Annotated in this window: 12 protein-coding genes and 1 pseudogene; 5 read left to right on the top strand and 8 right to left on the bottom strand. The window is 62.0% G+C overall.

Annotated features, from left to right (window positions below; all coding sequences use genetic code 11):
• Positions 1-30: 30 nt before the first annotated feature.
• Complete coding sequence (locus CSQ95_RS16985; protein WP_099410340.1) at positions 31-795, bottom strand: DeoR/GlpR family DNA-binding transcription regulator; 765 nt, start codon at positions 793-795, stop codon at positions 31-33.
• Between the two features lie 95 nt (positions 796-890).
• Here CSQ95_RS16985 and CSQ95_RS30090 point away from each other — a divergent pair.
• A pseudogene (locus CSQ95_RS30090) lies at positions 891-1,475 on the top strand (NUDIX domain-containing protein); the annotation flags it as partial.
• Between the two features lie 513 nt (positions 1,476-1,988).
• Here CSQ95_RS30090 and CSQ95_RS16975 read toward each other — a convergent pair.
• The 7 genes from CSQ95_RS16975 to CSQ95_RS16945 all read right to left on the bottom strand — a co-directional run bounded on the left by CSQ95_RS16975 (position 1,989) and on the right by CSQ95_RS16945 (position 10,105).
• Positions 1,989-2,960, bottom strand: a complete 972-nt coding sequence (locus CSQ95_RS16975; RefSeq protein ID WP_034754516.1) for an ABC transporter permease — start codon at positions 2,958-2,960, stop codon at positions 1,989-1,991.
• A 4-nt stretch (positions 2,961-2,964) separates the two neighbouring features.
• Positions 2,965-4,044, bottom strand: a complete 1,080-nt coding sequence (locus CSQ95_RS16970) for an ABC transporter permease (protein WP_099410338.1) — start codon at positions 4,042-4,044, stop codon at positions 2,965-2,967.
• Positions 4,041-5,570, bottom strand: coding sequence for an ABC transporter ATP-binding protein (locus CSQ95_RS16965; protein WP_070219323.1), 1,530 nt, complete (start codon positions 5,568-5,570; stop codon positions 4,041-4,043). The genes CSQ95_RS16970 and CSQ95_RS16965 overlap by 4 nt, the downstream gene beginning before the upstream one ends.
• A gap of 81 nt (positions 5,571-5,651) precedes the next feature.
• A complete protein-coding gene (locus CSQ95_RS16960) occupies positions 5,652-6,647 on the bottom strand; it encodes a BMP family protein (protein WP_070219322.1) in 996 nt (331 codons plus the stop codon).
• Between the two features lie 379 nt (positions 6,648-7,026).
• A complete protein-coding gene (locus tag CSQ95_RS16955; protein WP_099410337.1) occupies positions 7,027-7,929 on the bottom strand; it encodes a LysR family transcriptional regulator in 903 nt (300 codons plus the stop codon).
• Between the two features lie 85 nt (positions 7,930-8,014).
• Positions 8,015-8,944 carry a pseudouridine-5'-phosphate glycosidase gene (locus tag CSQ95_RS16950; RefSeq protein WP_373632229.1) on the bottom strand — a complete coding sequence of 310 codons (930 nt, stop codon included), beginning with the start codon at positions 8,942-8,944 and terminating at the stop codon, positions 8,015-8,017.
• Positions 8,945-8,947: 3 nt separating this feature from the next.
• Positions 8,948-10,105 (bottom strand): carbohydrate kinase, encoded by a 1,158-nt coding sequence (locus CSQ95_RS16945; RefSeq protein ID WP_099410336.1) that lies wholly within the window; start codon positions 10,103-10,105, stop codon positions 8,948-8,950.
• Between the two features lie 366 nt (positions 10,106-10,471).
• On the opposite strand from CSQ95_RS16945, the gene xapA reads away from it, so the two are divergent.
• From xapA to CSQ95_RS16925, 4 genes are all read left to right on the top strand, one after another.
• Entirely contained in the window at positions 10,472-11,311 is an 840-nt protein-coding gene (gene xapA, locus CSQ95_RS16940; protein ID WP_099410335.1) for a xanthosine phosphorylase, read from the top strand.
• Positions 11,312-11,428: 117 nt separating this feature from the next.
• On the top strand, positions 11,429-12,622 hold the full coding sequence (locus tag CSQ95_RS16935) for a phosphopentomutase (RefSeq protein WP_070219353.1): 1,194 nt from the start codon (positions 11,429-11,431) through the stop codon (positions 12,620-12,622).
• Positions 12,619-13,578 (top strand): deoxyribose-phosphate aldolase, encoded by a 960-nt coding sequence (gene deoC, locus CSQ95_RS16930; RefSeq protein ID WP_099410334.1) that lies wholly within the window; start codon positions 12,619-12,621, stop codon positions 13,576-13,578. Before CSQ95_RS16935 ends, deoC begins: the two co-directional genes overlap by 4 nt.
• A 12-nt stretch (positions 13,579-13,590) precedes the next feature.
• Positions 13,591-15,972: an aldehyde dehydrogenase family protein gene (locus CSQ95_RS16925; protein WP_373632225.1), complete on the top strand. Its 2,382-nt coding sequence runs from the start codon at positions 13,591-13,593 to the stop codon at positions 15,970-15,972.
• The last annotated feature ends 37 nt before the right edge of the window (positions 15,973-16,009 follow it).

The following is a 16,009-nucleotide window of genomic DNA, read 5'->3' as shown; positions in this document are numbered from 1 at the left end:
CATGTGAAAGCGGCCTGCGGGCCGCTTTTTTCATGCCACGGTGATGCCGATGCCCATCTCGCGGAAGGGCGCGACCAGGGCGTCTTCCATGTCGCGGTGCACGATGATATCGTTGACCTGGCTCATGGGTGCGATTTGAAACGGTGACGCCGTGTTGAACTTTTCCGACGAGGCAAGCACGACGGTGCGGTTTGACGCCTCGCTCAGTGCGCGTTTCACGCACGCTTCCTCGTAATCACCGGTGGTGATGCCCGCTTGCGGATGCAGACTGGATACACCCATGAAATACAGGTCGGCGCGGATGCGGCCGATGGCTTCCACGGTGGCCGCGCCGACGCCCACGATCGAGTGCTTGTACAGGCGCCCGCCCAGCATCAGCACCTCGATGAACGGGTGATGCACCAGCTCGACGGCAACCGAGGGGCTGTGCGTGACGACGGTGGCGCGCAAATCGCGCGGCAGCTGGCGCGCCAGCTGCACGGCGGTCGTGCCGCCATCGAGAAACACCACTTGCCCCGTTTGTATCATGGCGCCTGCCGCGCGTCCGATGGCGGGCTTGGCTTCGGGCGAAATCTGTTCGCGGGCCGCAAACGGCGCCAGCGCGGGCGAACTTGGCAGCAAGGGGAGGGCGCCGCCGTGCACGCGTTCCAATAACCCTTCTTTCGCCAATTCGCGCAGGTCGCGCCGTATCGTGTCTTCCGACAAGCCCAGACTATCGCTGACGGCCTTGGCGACGATCTGCCCTTCGCGCTGGAGCATGTCCAGCAGGTATTGTTTGCGTTGATGTGTCAGCATGGTTTTTCTTGAGTGTTCTTGTATTTTCTTGATATTGCACGAGTTTGCATGATAAAGTCGGCGAAGGCAAGCACATGTAAATACAAGGAGACACTATGCGCGAAGAAAATAGCAAGCAGGAACGGGTCCGCATCCAGCAGGTGCAGACCCTGTCGCATGACTGGTATCTGCTGCAAAAGACCACGTTCGACTATCTGCGCCACGATGGCGAATGGCAGACGCAGACGCGGGAAACCTATGACCGTGGCGACGGAGCCACCATCCTGCTCTACAACAAGGCCAAACGCACGGTGATCCTGATCCGCCAGTTCCGCTTTCCTACCTACCGCGAAGGCCACGATGGTTTCCTCATCGAATCTGCCGCCGGCTTGCTGGAAGAGGCCAGCGCCGAGCAGCGCATCCGCGCCGAGGTGGAAGAGGAAACCGGTTACCGGGTGGGGCAGGTGCACAAGGTGTTCCAGGCCTTCATGAGCCCCGGCTCCGTGACGGAGCGCCTGCATTTTTTTGTCGCCGAATACGACCCCGCCAGCCGCATCGGCGACGGCGGCGGCCTGGCGCACGAGGGCGAAGACATCGAGGTGCTGGAGTTGCCGCTGGCGCAAGCGCTGCGGATGGTGGCGGACGGGCGCATCTGCGACGGCAAGACCATCATGCTGCTGCAGCATGCGCAGCTGCATTTGATGCCAGGCAAACGGGGGCAGCAGATTCTCGTAGCCGGCCCTTACCGTTCGGGCACGGGCGACGCCCCGGCCCTGATGGCGGCGAATGTGGCAGCCATGGAAGCCGTCTGCCTGCCCCTGTATGAAAAGGGCCACATGCCCGTGCTCGGTGAATGGCTGGCCTTGCCCATGCTGGCGCTGGCCGGTTCCACCCGGGTGGGTGACGCCGTGTACGAGGAACTGTTCCACGCGCATGCGACGCGTTTATTGAGCCACTGCGATGCCGTGCTGCGTATCGGCGGTGCGTCTGGCGGAGCGGACCAGATGGTGGCCGTGGCGCAGGATCTCGGTTTACCCGTGTATTTCTCGCTGGACGAGATTACCCAGGCGTAAAAAAAGCGAAGCCCAAAGGCTTCGCTTTTTGTCATTTTAGGGAGCGCCTGAAAAATGCCCAGGGCTAGGCGTCTTGCCGAAGGCAGTACGAATGTACGACGAGGCAAGGCAACGACGCCATGGGTATTTTCTCAGGTGCTCTTAACGCGATTTCACGAAGGGGATGCCGATAGCCTTCGGCGCGATGGATTTCGCCATCAAGCCCGCCAGCACGATCACGGTGACGACGTACGGCACCATCTGGATCAGCGAGCCGGGGATGCGGCCCACGACGGGCAAGTCCACGCCTTCAATTTGAATCTGGATGGCGGCGAAGAAGCCGAACATCAGGCAGCCGAGGAAGGTGTAGACGGGGCGCCAGTTGCCGAACACCATGGCCGTCAGGGCCAGATAGCCGGCGCCGGCCGACATGTCGCGCAGGAAGAAGCCGCTTTGCACGATGGCCAGATACGCGCCCGAGAACGAGCACAGGATGCCGGCCACCAGCATGGCCAGGTAGCGCGTCGCTTCCACGCTCACGCCGGCCGAGTCGGCCGCATGCGGGTTTTCGCCGCAGGCGCGCAGGCGCAGGCCGAAACGCGTGTGGTACAGCAGCCAGTGCACGAGCGGGATCAAGAGGAAGGCCACGTAGACGAGGATGGAATGGCCGCCGATCAGATGGGCATACACCCAGCCGATGAAGGGAATATGCTCCACGTACTGCGTGCCCGGCAAGACGACGTCGAACAGTCGCGCCGAGCCGAGGTCGGGCGTGCGGCCGCCTTGCTGGAAGAAAAATTGCGCCAGCACGAAGGTCAGTCCGCTCATGGCGATGTTGATCGCCATGCCGGCCACCAGCTGGTTGCCCTTTTGCGTGATGCTGACGTACGCCTGCAGCAGGGCCAGGGCGACGCAGACGAGCATGCCGGCAGCCATGCCGTAATACGGGTTTTGCGTCGTGTAGGCGACGGCTGCGGAAGCAAACGCGCTGGCCAGGATCTTGCCTTCCAGGCCGATGTCGATCATGCCGCTGCGTTCGGCAAACAGGCCGGCCATGGCGGCAAAGATCAGGACGGGCGCATTGCGCACGGTCGATACCAGGATGCTGGCGAATTGAAAGTCGTCGAGTGTCATGGTGTTAGCCTTTGGTGCGCTTGAGCAGGGCGGAAATGGCCGGTGCGTAGAAGTTTTCCATGGCGCCGCAGAACAGGATGATCAAGCCCTGGATGAAAATGAACGTTTCCGTCGGGATATTCGGTTTTTCCAGCGACAGGTCGAAGCCGCCCTGGATCAGCGCGCCGAACAGCACGGCGGACAGGAAGATGCCGACCGGATGCTGGCGGCCCATCAGGGCGATGGCGATGCCGATGAAACCGGCGCCGCCGACAAAATTGAGCGACAGGTAATGGGTCGAACCCATGATGGAATTGACGGAACCCAAGCCCGCCAGCGCGCCCGAGATCAGCATGACGACGATGACCATCTTGCTGATCGACACGCCCGCATAGTGTGCCGCATGCTTGTTCAGGCCCGTGGCGCGCAGCTTGAATCCCCACGACGAACGCCAGACCATCACGCCGTAGATCACCAGCGCGGCGATCGCCAGGATAAAGCTGATGTTCAGCGGCGTGTCGCCCAGCGACGGGAACCAGGTGGAGAGGCGTGGCATTTCGCCGCTTTCCGCAAACACGCGGCTGGCCGTGTTCTGCTCGCCCGGCGGAATCAAGTACTTTACGATAATAAAATTCATCAGGCTGGCGGCGATGAAGTTGAACATGATGGTGGTCACCACGATGTGGCTGCCGCGCTTGGCTTGCAGATAGCCGGGCAAAAAGCCCCACAAGGCGCCGAACAGGGCCGCGCCGATCATGGCGGCAGGAATCAAGAGCCAGGCAGGCAGGGTCTGGTCGAAGGCCAGCATGGCCACCGTCAAGCCCAGGCCGCCGATATACATCTGGCCTTCGGAACCGATATTGAACAGGCCGGCCTGCATCGCCACGGAAACCGACAGGCCCGTGAAAATGAAGGTGCTGGCGTAGAACAGGGTGTAGCTCAAGCCTTCCGGATTGAGGATGGCGCTGTGGACGAGGATGGACAGCGATTCGGCCGGGTCTTCGCCCAGCATATAAATCACCAGGGCTGCGACCAGCAAGGCCGACAGCAGGTTTAACATGGGCATGACAAAGGCTGTCGCCCAGCGTGGCAAGTCGTTATTCATGATTTATGCATTCCCCCCATCAACAGACCGATGCGGGTGGTATCGAATTCTTCAATTTTCAGTTCGCCGGTGATGCGTCCGCCGCACATGACGAGAATGCGGTCGGCCAGCGCCCGCACTTCTTCCAGTTCGACGGACACCAGCAGGATCGCCACGCCCGCGTCGCGCAGGGCCAGCAATTGCGTATGGATGCTTTCGATGGTGCCGATGTCGACGCCGCGCGTGGGTTGCCCCACCAGCATCAGTTTCGGCTTGGCCAGCACTTCGCGCGCGATCACCACCTTTTGCTGGTTGCCGCCCGACAACAAGCCGATGCGCAGGTCCGGATTGGCCGGGCGCACATCAAACGTTTTCAGCAGTTCCGCGCAGCGCGCGCCGATGGCCTTGAAGTTGAACAGGCCCCAGCGGTTTTTCAGGTGATCCTGGTAACCGAGGATGGTGTTCTGCATGACGGAGAAATTCTTCACCACGCCATCGCGCAAGCGGTCTTCCGGAATGTGGGCGATGCCCAGCTCGCGGAAGGCCAGCGGCAAGCCGTCAGCATCGTGGCGCTTGGCAAACGGCAAGTCCTTGTCGAGAAAACGCAGCTTGCCGGACGTGGGCAAGCGCATGCCCGACAGGATTTCCAGCAGCTCGCTCTGGCCATTGCCGGAAACCCCCGCAATGGCGACGATTTCGCCGGCGCGCAAATTGAAGCCTATGTCGGCCAGCAATTTGACTTGCTGCTCGTCGGCCAATTGCAGATCAGCCACTTCCAGCACCGTGGCGCCCGGATTGTACGGTGCACGGGGCAAGTGGCTCTGGATGGGGCGGCCCACCATCATGTTGGCCAGCTCCTCTTTCGAGGTGCCGGCCGTTGCCACGGCGCCCACCACCGTGCCGCCGCGCATGACGGTGACGTTGTCGGTGATTTCCAGGATCTCTTGCAGCTTGTGCGTGATCAGGATGATGGTCTTGCCCTGTTCCTTGAACAGGCGCAGGATTTCAAACAGCGAGGCCGTTTCCTGGGCCGTCAGCACGGCCGTCGGCTCGTCGAGGATCAGAATATTGGCGCTGCGGTAAATCTGCTTGAGGATTTCCACGCGCTGCTGCGCGCCGACGGACAAGTCTTCGATCTTCGCCAGCGGGTCGACGTCGAGGCGGTAGCGCGCGCAAATCTCGCGCAGTTTCGCTTCCGCTTCCGTGCGGTGGCTGGCCAGGCGAAAACCGCCTTCCGTGCCCAGCATGATATTGTCGAGGACGGTGAAGTTCTCGACCAGCATGAAGTGCTGGTGCACCATGCCGATGCCGAGGTTGATCGCTTCCTGGCTGTTGCGGATAGGCTGTACTTTCCCGTCGAGCAGGATTTCTCCGCCGTCGGCACGGTAGTACCCGTACAGGATGCTCATCAAGGTCGATTTTCCGGCGCCGTTCTCTCCCACCAGGCCGTGGATACTGCCCTTGGCGATGGAGAAGCTGACGTCGGCGTTCGCCTTCACATGTCCAAACTGCTTGGAAATGCTGCGAAATTCTACTGCTGGCTGCATAGGTTCATAACTGGATAGTTTCATGGAAACGCGCCGCGCGGAGACAGGCCCCGGCGGCGCGCTAAAAGATACGGAGAAAAATTAAACCGGGCAGCTGCTGCCGACGCGGTAATCGATCACTTTGATCTTGCCATCGATAATGTCCTTACGCGCACCCAACACGCGTTTTTCGATTTCCGGCGTAATCAGCTTGCGGTTATTCTCATCAAGGGCCCAATCCACGCCGCCCTCTTTCAAGCCTTTATAGCTGACGCCGCCCTTCCAGGTGCCGTTCTTGACTTGCATGAAGCTGTCGTAGACCGTGTTGTCGACGCGCTTGACCATCGAGGTCAGGATGCTGCCTGGATACAAATGGTTCTGGTTCGAATCGACGCCGATCGCCAGCTTGCCTTTTTCCTTGGCCATTTGCAGGGTGCCCATGCCGCTGCCGCCGGCGACGGCGAACACGACATCGACGCCGCGCTCGAATTGCGAGCGGGCCAGTTCGCCGCCCTTGGCCGGGTCATTCCAGGCGCCGGACGTGGTGCCGACCATGTTTTGCGTGATTTCCGTCTTCGGATTGACTGCCTTGACGCCTTGCGCGTAGCCGCAGGCGAAGTTGCGGATCAGGGGAATATCGATGCCGCCGATGAAGCCGACCTTCTTGCTTTTGCTGGCCATGGCTGCAGCCACACCGACCAGGTAGGAGCCTTCTTCTTCCTTGAAGACGACGGAATTAACGTTGCTGCCGGCGGCCTGGCCGTCGATCAGCACGAATTTTACGTTCGGAAATTCTTTGGCGACCTTTTGCACGGCTTGCGTTTGCGCAAAGCCGATGGCGGCGATCATGTCGAGTTTCTTGCGGGCCAAGCCACGCATGACTTGTTCAGCCTGCGTATCGCTCGATGCCTGCACTTCGATGAAGGAAATGCCCGTGTCTTTTTTGAAGCGCGATGCGCCTTCGAAAGCGGATTGGTTGAACGACTTGTCGAACTTGCCGCCCGCGTCATACACGACACCCAGTTTTGGGGTAGCCGCGGACGCTTGAGCAGTCAGAAATACGGCTGCGATCGTCAAACTAAATTGTGTAAGTTTCATGAATTGGCTCCTGGAAGATCGATATTGTATATTTTTTATAGGTGAAACATATAATTTGGGGCCGATTTAGCCTGTTTTTGATGCACGAGGTGATAATTCCTTATCAACATTGCACTGTATCGCACAAGATCATTGCTGACCTCGCGTGCTTTCATGTCGACAGTGTGATGCTCATGCAACAGTCGCGCCCCGTCTCTTTTATAGGTACAACATCGAATGGGGCTGCCGGAGCGGGCTGGGATGCGCCGTCAGTGGACGGGCAGGGCAGGCACGGAACCGGCGCCGCGATGGGCGTCCGAATCACTATGCATCATGCCAGATATGTATGACAAATACGTTTTTGTTTATGTATTTATATGCAACGCATATAAATGGCCTGTCAGGCTGATGGGGGATTGATAATATTCAGGAAAGCCCGCACGACGGGGGCGTCGTCGAGCGTCGTGTAGCTGATATACAAGTTGGCCGACGGCGGATTGGTCTTGATCGGCAGGAACACGACGCCGGGCCAGCCGATGCGGCTCGTCGTTTCCGGCACCAGTGTCACGCCCAGGCCCGCGCCCACCATGGCCAGCAGGGTTTGCGGTTCGCTCGCTTCCTGGAAAATCACGGGTTCGAAACCGGCGTTGACGCAGCATTGCACCAGGTAGCGGGGAAACGCGGATTTGTCCAGGTTGAGGGTCAGCATCGGCTCGTGGGCGATGTCGATCAGCTCGATGGCCGTGTTTTTCGCCAGCGGATGGTGTTCATTGACGGCCACGCAGACGTTTTCGCGGAAGCACAGTTCCTGGCGCAGATTGTCGTGCCGCAAGTCGTCGTCGTTGAGCTTGGGTTCGCGCCAGAAGCCCACGTCGATCTGTTTGGCGCGCAAGGCTTCGTATTGCACCGTGGGACCGAATTCATGAATGGTCCAGGTGACGCGGGGAAATTTGGTCTGGAATTCTTCCAGCAGGCTGGGGATGGGGCCCCACATGGCCGAGCCGACGATGCCCACGCGCAAGCGGCCCACTTCGCCGCGGTCGATCTGGCGGATGGTATCGATGGTCATGCGCATCTTGGCCAGCAGCTCGGCCGCCTCGTTCATCAACGCCTTGCCCGCCACGGTCAGCTCGAAGGTGCGCGTGGTGCGCGCAAACAGGCGCACGCCCAGTTCGCTTTCCAGTTTCATGATCTGCTGGCTCAGGGGCGGCTGCGAGATATGCAGGCGCTCGGCCGCGCGGCTGAAGCTTTTCTCCTCGGCAACGGCAAGAAAATACTTTAACTGTTTCAGATCGATGGACATGCTTTCCTTGGCGTTGCGTGGTGCCTGGCGATGGAACGGCGCGCGGACCGGTAACGGCGCGCGCGCTTTCTTTACAGCGGTCCTATTATCGTGCCACGACCGCCTGCATGGCAATGGCCAGCGCGGTGCCGACTTGGGCATTGTGCTTGACCAGGGCGATATTCGTCGCCAGGCTGCGCCCGTCCGTCAGCTGTTTGATGCGCGAGAGCAGGAACGGCGTGACTTGCTTGCCCTTCACGCCGCCCGCGTCCGCTTCCTGCAAGGCTTGCGAGGTGATCGCATCGATTTCTTCCTTCGGCATCGCTTGCGCGGCCGGCACGGGGTTGCTGACGATCACGCCGCCTTTCAAGCCCAGCTGCCACTTGGTGCCGATGAAGGCGGCCTGCTCGGCGGCCGTGTCGAGGCGGAAATCAGCCTTGAAGCCGCTTTCGCGCGTAAAGAAGGCGGGGAAACCTTCCTGGCCCACGCTGATGACGGGCACGCCGTGGGTTTCCAGGTATTCCAGGGTCAGGCCGATGTCGAGGATGGATTTGACGCCCGCGCAGACGACGGCCACGGACGTGTGCGCCAATTCCTGCAAGTCGGCCGAAATGTCGAAGCTCGTTTCCGCGCCGCGGTGCACGCCGCCGATGCCGCCCGTGACGAACACGGCAATGCCGGCCAGTTCCGCGCAAATCATGGTGGCGGCCACGGTGGTGGCGCCCAGTTTGCCCTGCGACAGGACGAACGGCAGGTCGCGGCGGCTGACCTTCATGGCGTCGGGCGAGGTGCCCAGCAATTCCAGCTGCTCGGGCGACAGACCCACGCAGATCTTGCCGCCGATGATGGCGATGGTGGCCGGCACGGCGCCGCCGTCACGGATGATCTGTTCCACTTCGCGCGCCATTTCCACGTTTTGCGGATACGGCATGCCGTGCGAAATGATGGTCGATTCCAGCGCCACGATGGCCTTGCCGGCGGCGCGCGCATCGAGCACTTCTTGCGAGAACGAGAGGAAGTTATTCAGTTGCATCATATGTCAATCCTGTTGAAAGAGGGTAGGGGGAGGCGGCGCCAGGTCGGCGTCGTCGATGTCGTCGAGGGCGCCGGCCGAAATCAGGGGCGAGACGGTGGCAGCCGATTCCAGGGTCATGGCCGCCAGCTTCAGGCCGCGCCGACAAGCCAGTTTCAAGTCGCTGATGTCGTGGTACAGCGACCAGCAGACGGCGGCGGAAAACGCGTCGCCGGCGCCCGTCACATCGACGGCGTCCACTTCGCGCGCGGCCAGGTGCACGATGGGCGCGTCCAGGCTGTCGCCATCGGTGAAGTACACGCCTTCGCCGCCGCAGGTGACGATCACCTGGCGCGCGCCCTGGCGCTGCACTTCGCGGCAGGCGGCGCGCACCTCGAATGCCGTGGGCAAGGCCCGCGCCACGCGCGTTTCCAGTTCGCCCCGGTTCAGGATCAGCAGATGCAAGCCCATCAGGTCTTGCGGCAGGTGCGCCATCTTCGGCTGCGAGACGGCGACGATGACCAGCGGCGTCGCGCGGGCAGCATCCTGGCGCGCATCAGCCAGCAGTGCCTGCACGCTGTCGTGGCCCAGGTTCAGGTCGCAGACGGTGAGGGCGGCGGCGGCGCGCTGCGGCTGGCGGCTGTGCAAAAAGGCCGGTGTCAGTTGTTCGTACAGCTGCATGTTGGCCATCGCCAGCAGCATTTCGCCATGTTCGTCGAGCACGGCCGTGTAAGTGCCGCTGCTGGTGTTGCTTAAATGCAGGCTGCCGCGCATGTCGATGCCCGCGTCTTCCGCGTGCGTCTGCAGCGCATGGCCGGCCGCGTCGTCGCCCAGCGCCGTCAGCAGGGCGACGGGAATCGACAATCGGGCCAGGTTTTCCGCGATGTTGCGGCCCACGCCGCCAAACACTTCTTCCGAGCGCACGGGATTCGAGGTGCCCATCTGCAGGGTCGCCAGGGTGCGCATCTTGCGGTCGAGGTTGGCGGCGCCTATGCACAGCACGGGACGGCTGTCGGGCAGCACGTAGGCGCGTCCCAGCAGGCGTCGCTCGCGGATCAGCCCGGCGATATGGCCGGCGACGGCCGAGCGCGACAAGCCCAGTTCGCTCGCCAGGTCTTGCTGCGAGATGAAGGGGTTGTTGCGGATCAGCGTATACAGCTGGTCTTTTTTATTGGTATCGGTCACAGGTTTTCGCTGAAGGTTTAAACATTTGTCTGCGACTGTAAACATTTGTCTGTTTAATGTCAAGCATGTGTCAAGCGTGCATAAAAAACCTTCGTATGGAGCTTGTATGCATGCATTTCCCGGGCATGGCGGGCCTGGGCTAGCCTCGACTATAATATCGGCCATTTATATTTGAATTGTATAAATGGGCAAGAAAAATGGTATTTGCCATACATATTCCGTTTGATGCATAGTGGCGGCAAATACAGGCATACGCATTTCGATATACCAGTAACACCATAGATACCCGCTACCTGGGCCGCAGTCCATACCGGGCACGGCCGTGCAGGCAGCAACCAATCATCATTAGTCAATCAGAGGATAACCATGTCGAACAACGCCCCTTTCCACGCCGCCGAAATCATCCGTGCCCGCGCCCCTGAAAATTTCAAGCCGCGCGTGGCGATGATCCTCGGCTCCGGCCTGGGCGTGTTGGCCGAGCAGATGACGGACGCCGTCAGCATCAGCTTCGACGAATTGCCAGGTTTTCCGATCAGCACCGTGCACGGCCATGCGGGCGAACTGGTGGTCGGCACCCTGTCGGGCGTCGCCGTCGTCTGCATGAAGGGCCGTGGCCATTTCTATGAAGGCTATGGCATGGGCGTGATGACGAGCGCCATCCGCACCCTGAAACTGCTGGGCTGCGAAATGCTGTTCGTTACCAACGCCGCCGGTTCCCTGCGCCCTGAAGTGGACGCCGGCAGTCTGGTCGCCATCAGCGACCATATCAACCTGTTGCCAGGCACGCCGATGGTCGGCCCGAACGACGACCGCTTCGGCCCGCGCTTCTTCAGCATGGCCAACGCCTACGATGCGGACCTGCGCAAGCTGGTCAAGGACACGGCAGCCGCCAGCGGCATCACCCTGCACGAAGGCGTGTTCGTCGCCTACCCTGGCCCGAACTTCGAGACGGCCGCCGAAATCCGCATGATGGCGCGCCTGGGCGCCGACACGGTCGGCATGTCCGTGGTGCCGGAAGTGGTCTCGGCCCGCCATTGCGACCTGAAAGTGGTGGGCGTGTCCGTCATCACCAACCTGGCCGAAGGCATGTCGCCATTCGCCCTGTCGCACGAACAAACCCTGAAATACGCGGCCATCGGCGCGAAAGACCTGGTCAAGCTGATTCTGGCTTTCCTCTCCAAAGTAGCTGAAAAGCCGCAAGCCTAAGCACTTTTTACGCAGTAGCGGCGCGCCGGCCACCGGCGCTGCCGCGCGGCAGGCCGGGAAAATCCGGCCTACACTGACCGCATCATCTTTGCATCACTCCATAAAGCGAGCCTTATCATGTCACGCGCATTTATCCTCCTGCTTGATTCCTTCGGCCTTGGCGCGACGCCAGACGCCGCCAAGTATGGCGACGCAGGTGCCAATACCTTTGGTCACATTGCCAGCACTGTCGCCAAAAGCGGCAAGACCTTGAAACTCCCGAACATGGAACGCCTGGGACTGGGCGCCGCAGCGCACCTGGCCAGCGGCGAATGGGCCACGGGCTTCGACCAGCGCGACGGTTTCACCGGCGCCTACGGCGCGGCGCGCGAGCGCTCCACCGGCAAGGACACGCAGAGCGGCCACTGGGAAATCGCCGGCGTGCCCGTCGAATTCGACTGGGGCTACTTCCCACGCACCACGCCGTCGTTCCCCGCCGACCTGACCGATAAACTGAAAGCTCTGTCCGGCGTGCCCGGCTTCCTCGGCGACTGCCATGCCTCGGGCACGGATATCATCAACAAGCATGGCGACGAGCACGTCGCCACCGGCAAGCTGATTATCTACACCTCGGGCGACTCGGTGATGCAGATCGCCGCGCACGAAGAATCGTTCGGCCTCGAGCGCCTGTACGAAGTGTGCGAAATGGCCTTCAAGCTGGTCGAGCCGTACAACATCGGCCGCGTCATCGCCCGTCCGTTCACGGGCAGCAACGGCAACTACACGCGCACTTCCAACCGCCACGACTATGCGGTGGCGCCGCCAAGCAAGACCCTGCTCGACCACGTCAAGGATGCGGGCGGCGAAGTCGTCGGCCTGGGCAAGATCAGCGACATTTTCGCCACCCAGGGTATTTCCAGAGTCGTGAAGGGTGTCGACAACATGGCGCTGTTTGAAGCGCTGTTGAAGACGGCCGATGAAGTGCAGGACAAGTCGCTCACTTTTGTCAACTTCGTCGATTTCGACCAGGCATTCGGCCACCGCCGCAACGTCGAAGGCTATGCCGACGCGCTGCGCGAAATGGATGCGCGCCTGCCGGAATTCATGGCCAAGCTGAAGGAAGGCGACCTGGTCGTGATCACCGCCGACCATGGCTGCGACCCCACCTGGCACGGCTCCGACCACACCCGCGAACACATTCCGATGATCTTCTTCGGTCCCGGCGTCGCCCCGCGCGCGCTAGGTATTTCCGAGACGTTCTCCGATATTGGCCAAACCCTCGCCAAGCACCTTGGCGTACCACCACTTGCTAATGGAACCAGCTTGTTATGACACTCATGCACCCCGAATTCAAGCGTAACGAGGCCGTTGGCCTCGACCTGGGCTGGATCAACCAGATCCGCGTCAACCGCGCCGCGACGGACCGCCGCGCGGCCAGCCTGGCGAACCGCCGTACCGTGAAAAAGGAATACCAGGCCGCCTGGCTGGTGAAAGCCATCCAGATGATCGACCTGACCACCCTGGGCGGCGACGATACGCCGGGCCGCGTGGAGCGTCTGTGCATGAAGGCCATGCGCCCGTTGCGCGCCGACCTGATGGAGGCGCTGGGCCTGACGCAGCTGAGCACCGGCGCCGTGTGCGTGTACCACGAGATGATTCAACCGGCGGTGAAAGTCATCCAGGGCCGCTTGCCCATCGCCGCCGTGTCGACCGCCTTTCCGGCCGGCCTGACGAACATGGAAACGAAGCTGCGCGAGATCGAACTGTCGGTCGCCGCGGGCGCTTCGGAAATCGATATCGTCATCACGCGCCAGCATGTCCTGAACGGCAACTGGCAAGTGCTGTACGACGAAATGCTGGCTTACCGCAAGGCGTGCGGCGAAGCGCACGTGAAGGCGATTCTCGCCACGGGCGACTTGCTGACCATGGAAAACGTGGCCAAGGCGTCGTGGGTCTGCATGATGGCCGGCGCCGATTTCATCAAGACATCCACCGGCAAGGAAAGCGTCAACGCCACCATTCCCGTGGCTTTGACGATGGTGCGCACGGTGCGCGAATACTATGAACAGACGGGTTTCAAGGTGGGCTTCAAGCCGGCCGGCGGCGTCAGTTCGGCCAAGAGCGCGCTGCAATACCTGACCCTGATGAAGGAAGAGCTGGGCAACGAATGGCTGCAGCCGCACCTGTTCCGCATCGGCGCTTCCAGCCTGCTGACCGACATTGAGCGCCAGCTCGAGCACTACGTCACCGGCAGCTACTCGGCCAATCATCGTCACGCACAACCTTAAAGAACAATCGTCATGCCAACAATTAACGAGATTCTCACTACTATGGACTACGGCCCTGCTCCCGAAAGTCAAAAAGAAGCGCAAGCGTGGCTCGACGGCCATCAGCGCACATTCGGCCTGTTCATCGACAACGCCTGGAGCGAGCCGGCCGAACTGTTCGCCTCGACCAATCCGGCCGACGGCACGCAGCTGGCCGAACTGACGCAAGCCACCGATGCGGACGTGGAACGGGCCGTGGAAGCGGCGCGCCGCGCTCTGCCCGTATGGCAAGGCATGGGAGGCCATGGCCGCGCCAAGGTCATGTACGCGCTGGCCCGTCTGCTGCAAAGGCATTCGCGCCTGTTCGCCGTGCTGGAAACCCTGGACAACGGCAAGACCATCCGTGAAACGCGCGATATCGACCTGCCGCTGGCCGCGCGTCATTTCTACCATCATGCCGGCTGGGCGCAGCTGCAGTCCGAAGAATTCGCCGACTACCGCGCCGTGGGCGTGGTGGGCCAGATCGTGCCGTGGAATTTCCCCCTGCTGATGCTGTCGTGGAAAATCGCCCCGGCCCTGGCGGCCGGTAACACGGTCGTCTTCAAGCCGGCCGAATTCACGTCGCTGACCGCCATGCTGTTCGCCGAATTGTGCGTGCAGGCGGGCGTGCCGGCCGGCGTGGTCAACATCGTCACGGGCGACGGCAGAGTGGGCTCGGCCATCGTCAACCACCCCGGCGTCGACAAGATCGCGTTTACGGGTTCCACCGAAGTAGGCCGTTTGATCCGCGAGGCGACGGCCGGCAGCGGCAAGAAGCTGTCCCTCGAATTGGGCGGCAAGTCGCCGTTCATCGTCTTCGAAGACGCGGACCTGGACGGCGCCGTGGAAGGCCTGGTCGATTCGATCTGGTTCAACCAGGGACAAGTGTGCTGCGCCGGCTCGCGCCTGCTGGTGCAGGAATCGGTCCAGGAGCGCTTCCTGAACAAGGTACGCGCCCGCATGGAAAACCTGCGCCTCGGCTCGCCCCTGGACAAATCGATGGACGTGGGCGCGCTGGTCGACCCCGTGCAGCGCCAGCGCATCGCCGCGCTCGTCGATTCGGCCCGCGCCGAAGGCTGCGACGTGTGGCAGCCCGCGTGCGAACTGCCGGCTGACGGCTCGTGGTTCCCGCCGACCCTGATCACGGGCGCGTCGACATCGGCTGCCGTGGCGCAGGCTGAAATCTTCGGCCCCGTGCTGGTGGCCATGAGCTTCCGTACGCCGCCCGAAGCGGTGCAGCTGGCGAACAACACGGTGTACGGCCTGGCCGCCAGCGTGTGGACTGAGTCGATCAGCCTGGCCCTCGATATCGCGCCCGCCATCAAGGCCGGCGTGGTGTGGATCAACAGCGCCAACCAGTTCGATGCGGCCTGCGGCTTCGGCGGCTACCGCGAATCGGGCTTCGGCCGTGAAGGCGGCCGCGAAGGCATGCTGGAATACATGACGGCCCTGGCCGAAGATGCACGTCCGGCCTTGCCGGTGGTGGAAGCGAAAGCCAAGGCCAACGTGAAACCGGCGGCAGCGGACCCCTTCGCCATCGACCGCACGGCCAAGATGTACATCGGCGGCAAGCAGGCGCGCCCTGACAGCGCCTACAGCGCGCCCGTGTTCGGCGCGAATGGCGCCTTGCTGGCCGAAGTGGGCGTGGGCAGCCGCAAGGACATCCGCAACGCCGTCGAAGCGGCCCATAAAGCGTCCGGCTGGACCAGCGCCACGGCGCACAACCGCGCACAAGTGCTGTACTACATCGCCGAAAACCTGGCTGCGCGCGCCGACGAATTCGCCGCCCGCATCGCCGCCATGACGGGCAGTAAAAATCCGGAGAAGGAAGTGCAGGCTTCGATCGAGCGCCTGTTCTATTACGCCGCCTGGGCCGATAAGTACGACGGCCTGGCGCACCAGCCGCCGACCAAGGGCATCACCGTGGCGCTCAATGAAGCGGTCGGCGTAATCGGCATCGTCTGCCCGAATGAAGCGCCTTTGCTCGGCTTCATCTCGCTGGTGGCGCCGGCCATCGCGCTGGGCAACCGCGTGGTGGTGGTGCCGTCGGAAGCGCATCCGCTGTCCGCGCTGGACCTGTACCAGGTGTTCGACACGTCCGACCTGCCGGGCGGCGTCGTCAACATCATCAGCGGCAACGCCGATGAACTGGCGCGCACCCTGGCCACGCACGCCGACATCGACGCCGTCTGGCGCCATGACGGCTCCGCCGACGGTTGCGCGGAAGTCGAGCGCCTGTCGGCCGGCACGCTGAAGCGCACCTGGGTCGGCGGCGCCAAGGGCCGCGACTGGTACAGTGCCGCCCAAAGCGGCGGCCGTGCCGTGCTGGCGCATGCGTCGCAAGTGAAAAACGTGTGGATTCCTTACGGCGTTTAACTGACTGATCATTGGTATCGCAAAGCTGGGGTCAGAC

This window comes from Janthinobacterium sp. BJB304, assembly GCF_002735765.1.
In the GTDB taxonomy this organism is placed as follows: Bacteria; Pseudomonadota; Gammaproteobacteria; order Burkholderiales; family Burkholderiaceae_D; genus Janthinobacterium.
The sequence above is the reverse complement of the archived record's forward strand: the minus strand, read 5'-3'. Positions and strand labels throughout refer to the sequence as shown.

Coding starts and splice junctions, on each gene's coding strand:
- CSQ95_RS16985 (WP_099410340.1), bottom strand. CDS start 795: ATGCTGACACATCAACGCAAACAATACCTGCTGGACATGCTCCAGCGC.
- CSQ95_RS16975 (WP_034754516.1), bottom strand. CDS start 2,960: ATGACACTCGACGACTTTCAATTCGCCAGCATCCTGGTATCGACCGTG.
- CSQ95_RS16970 (WP_099410338.1), bottom strand. CDS start 4,044: ATGAATAACGACTTGCCACGCTGGGCGACAGCCTTTGTCATGCCCATG.
- CSQ95_RS16965 (WP_070219323.1), bottom strand. CDS start 5,570: ATGCAGCCAGCAGTAGAATTTCGCAGCATTTCCAAGCAGTTTGGACAT.
- CSQ95_RS16960 (WP_070219322.1), bottom strand. CDS start 6,647: ATGAAACTTACACAATTTAGTTTGACGATCGCAGCCGTATTTCTGACT.
- CSQ95_RS16955 (WP_099410337.1), bottom strand. CDS start 7,929: ATGTCCATCGATCTGAAACAGTTAAAGTATTTTCTTGCCGTTGCCGAG.
- CSQ95_RS16950 (WP_373632229.1), bottom strand. CDS start 8,944: ATGATGCAACTGAATAACTTCCTCTCGTTCTCGCAAGAAGTGCTCGAT.
- xapA (WP_099410335.1), top strand. CDS start 10,472: ATGTCGAACAACGCCCCTTTCCACGCCGCCGAAATCATCCGTGCCCGC.
- CSQ95_RS16935 (WP_070219353.1), top strand. CDS start 11,429: ATGTCACGCGCATTTATCCTCCTGCTTGATTCCTTCGGCCTTGGCGCG.
- deoC (WP_099410334.1), top strand. CDS start 12,619: ATGACACTCATGCACCCCGAATTCAAGCGTAACGAGGCCGTTGGCCTC.
- CSQ95_RS16925 (WP_373632225.1), top strand. CDS start 13,591: ATGCCAACAATTAACGAGATTCTCACTACTATGGACTACGGCCCTGCT.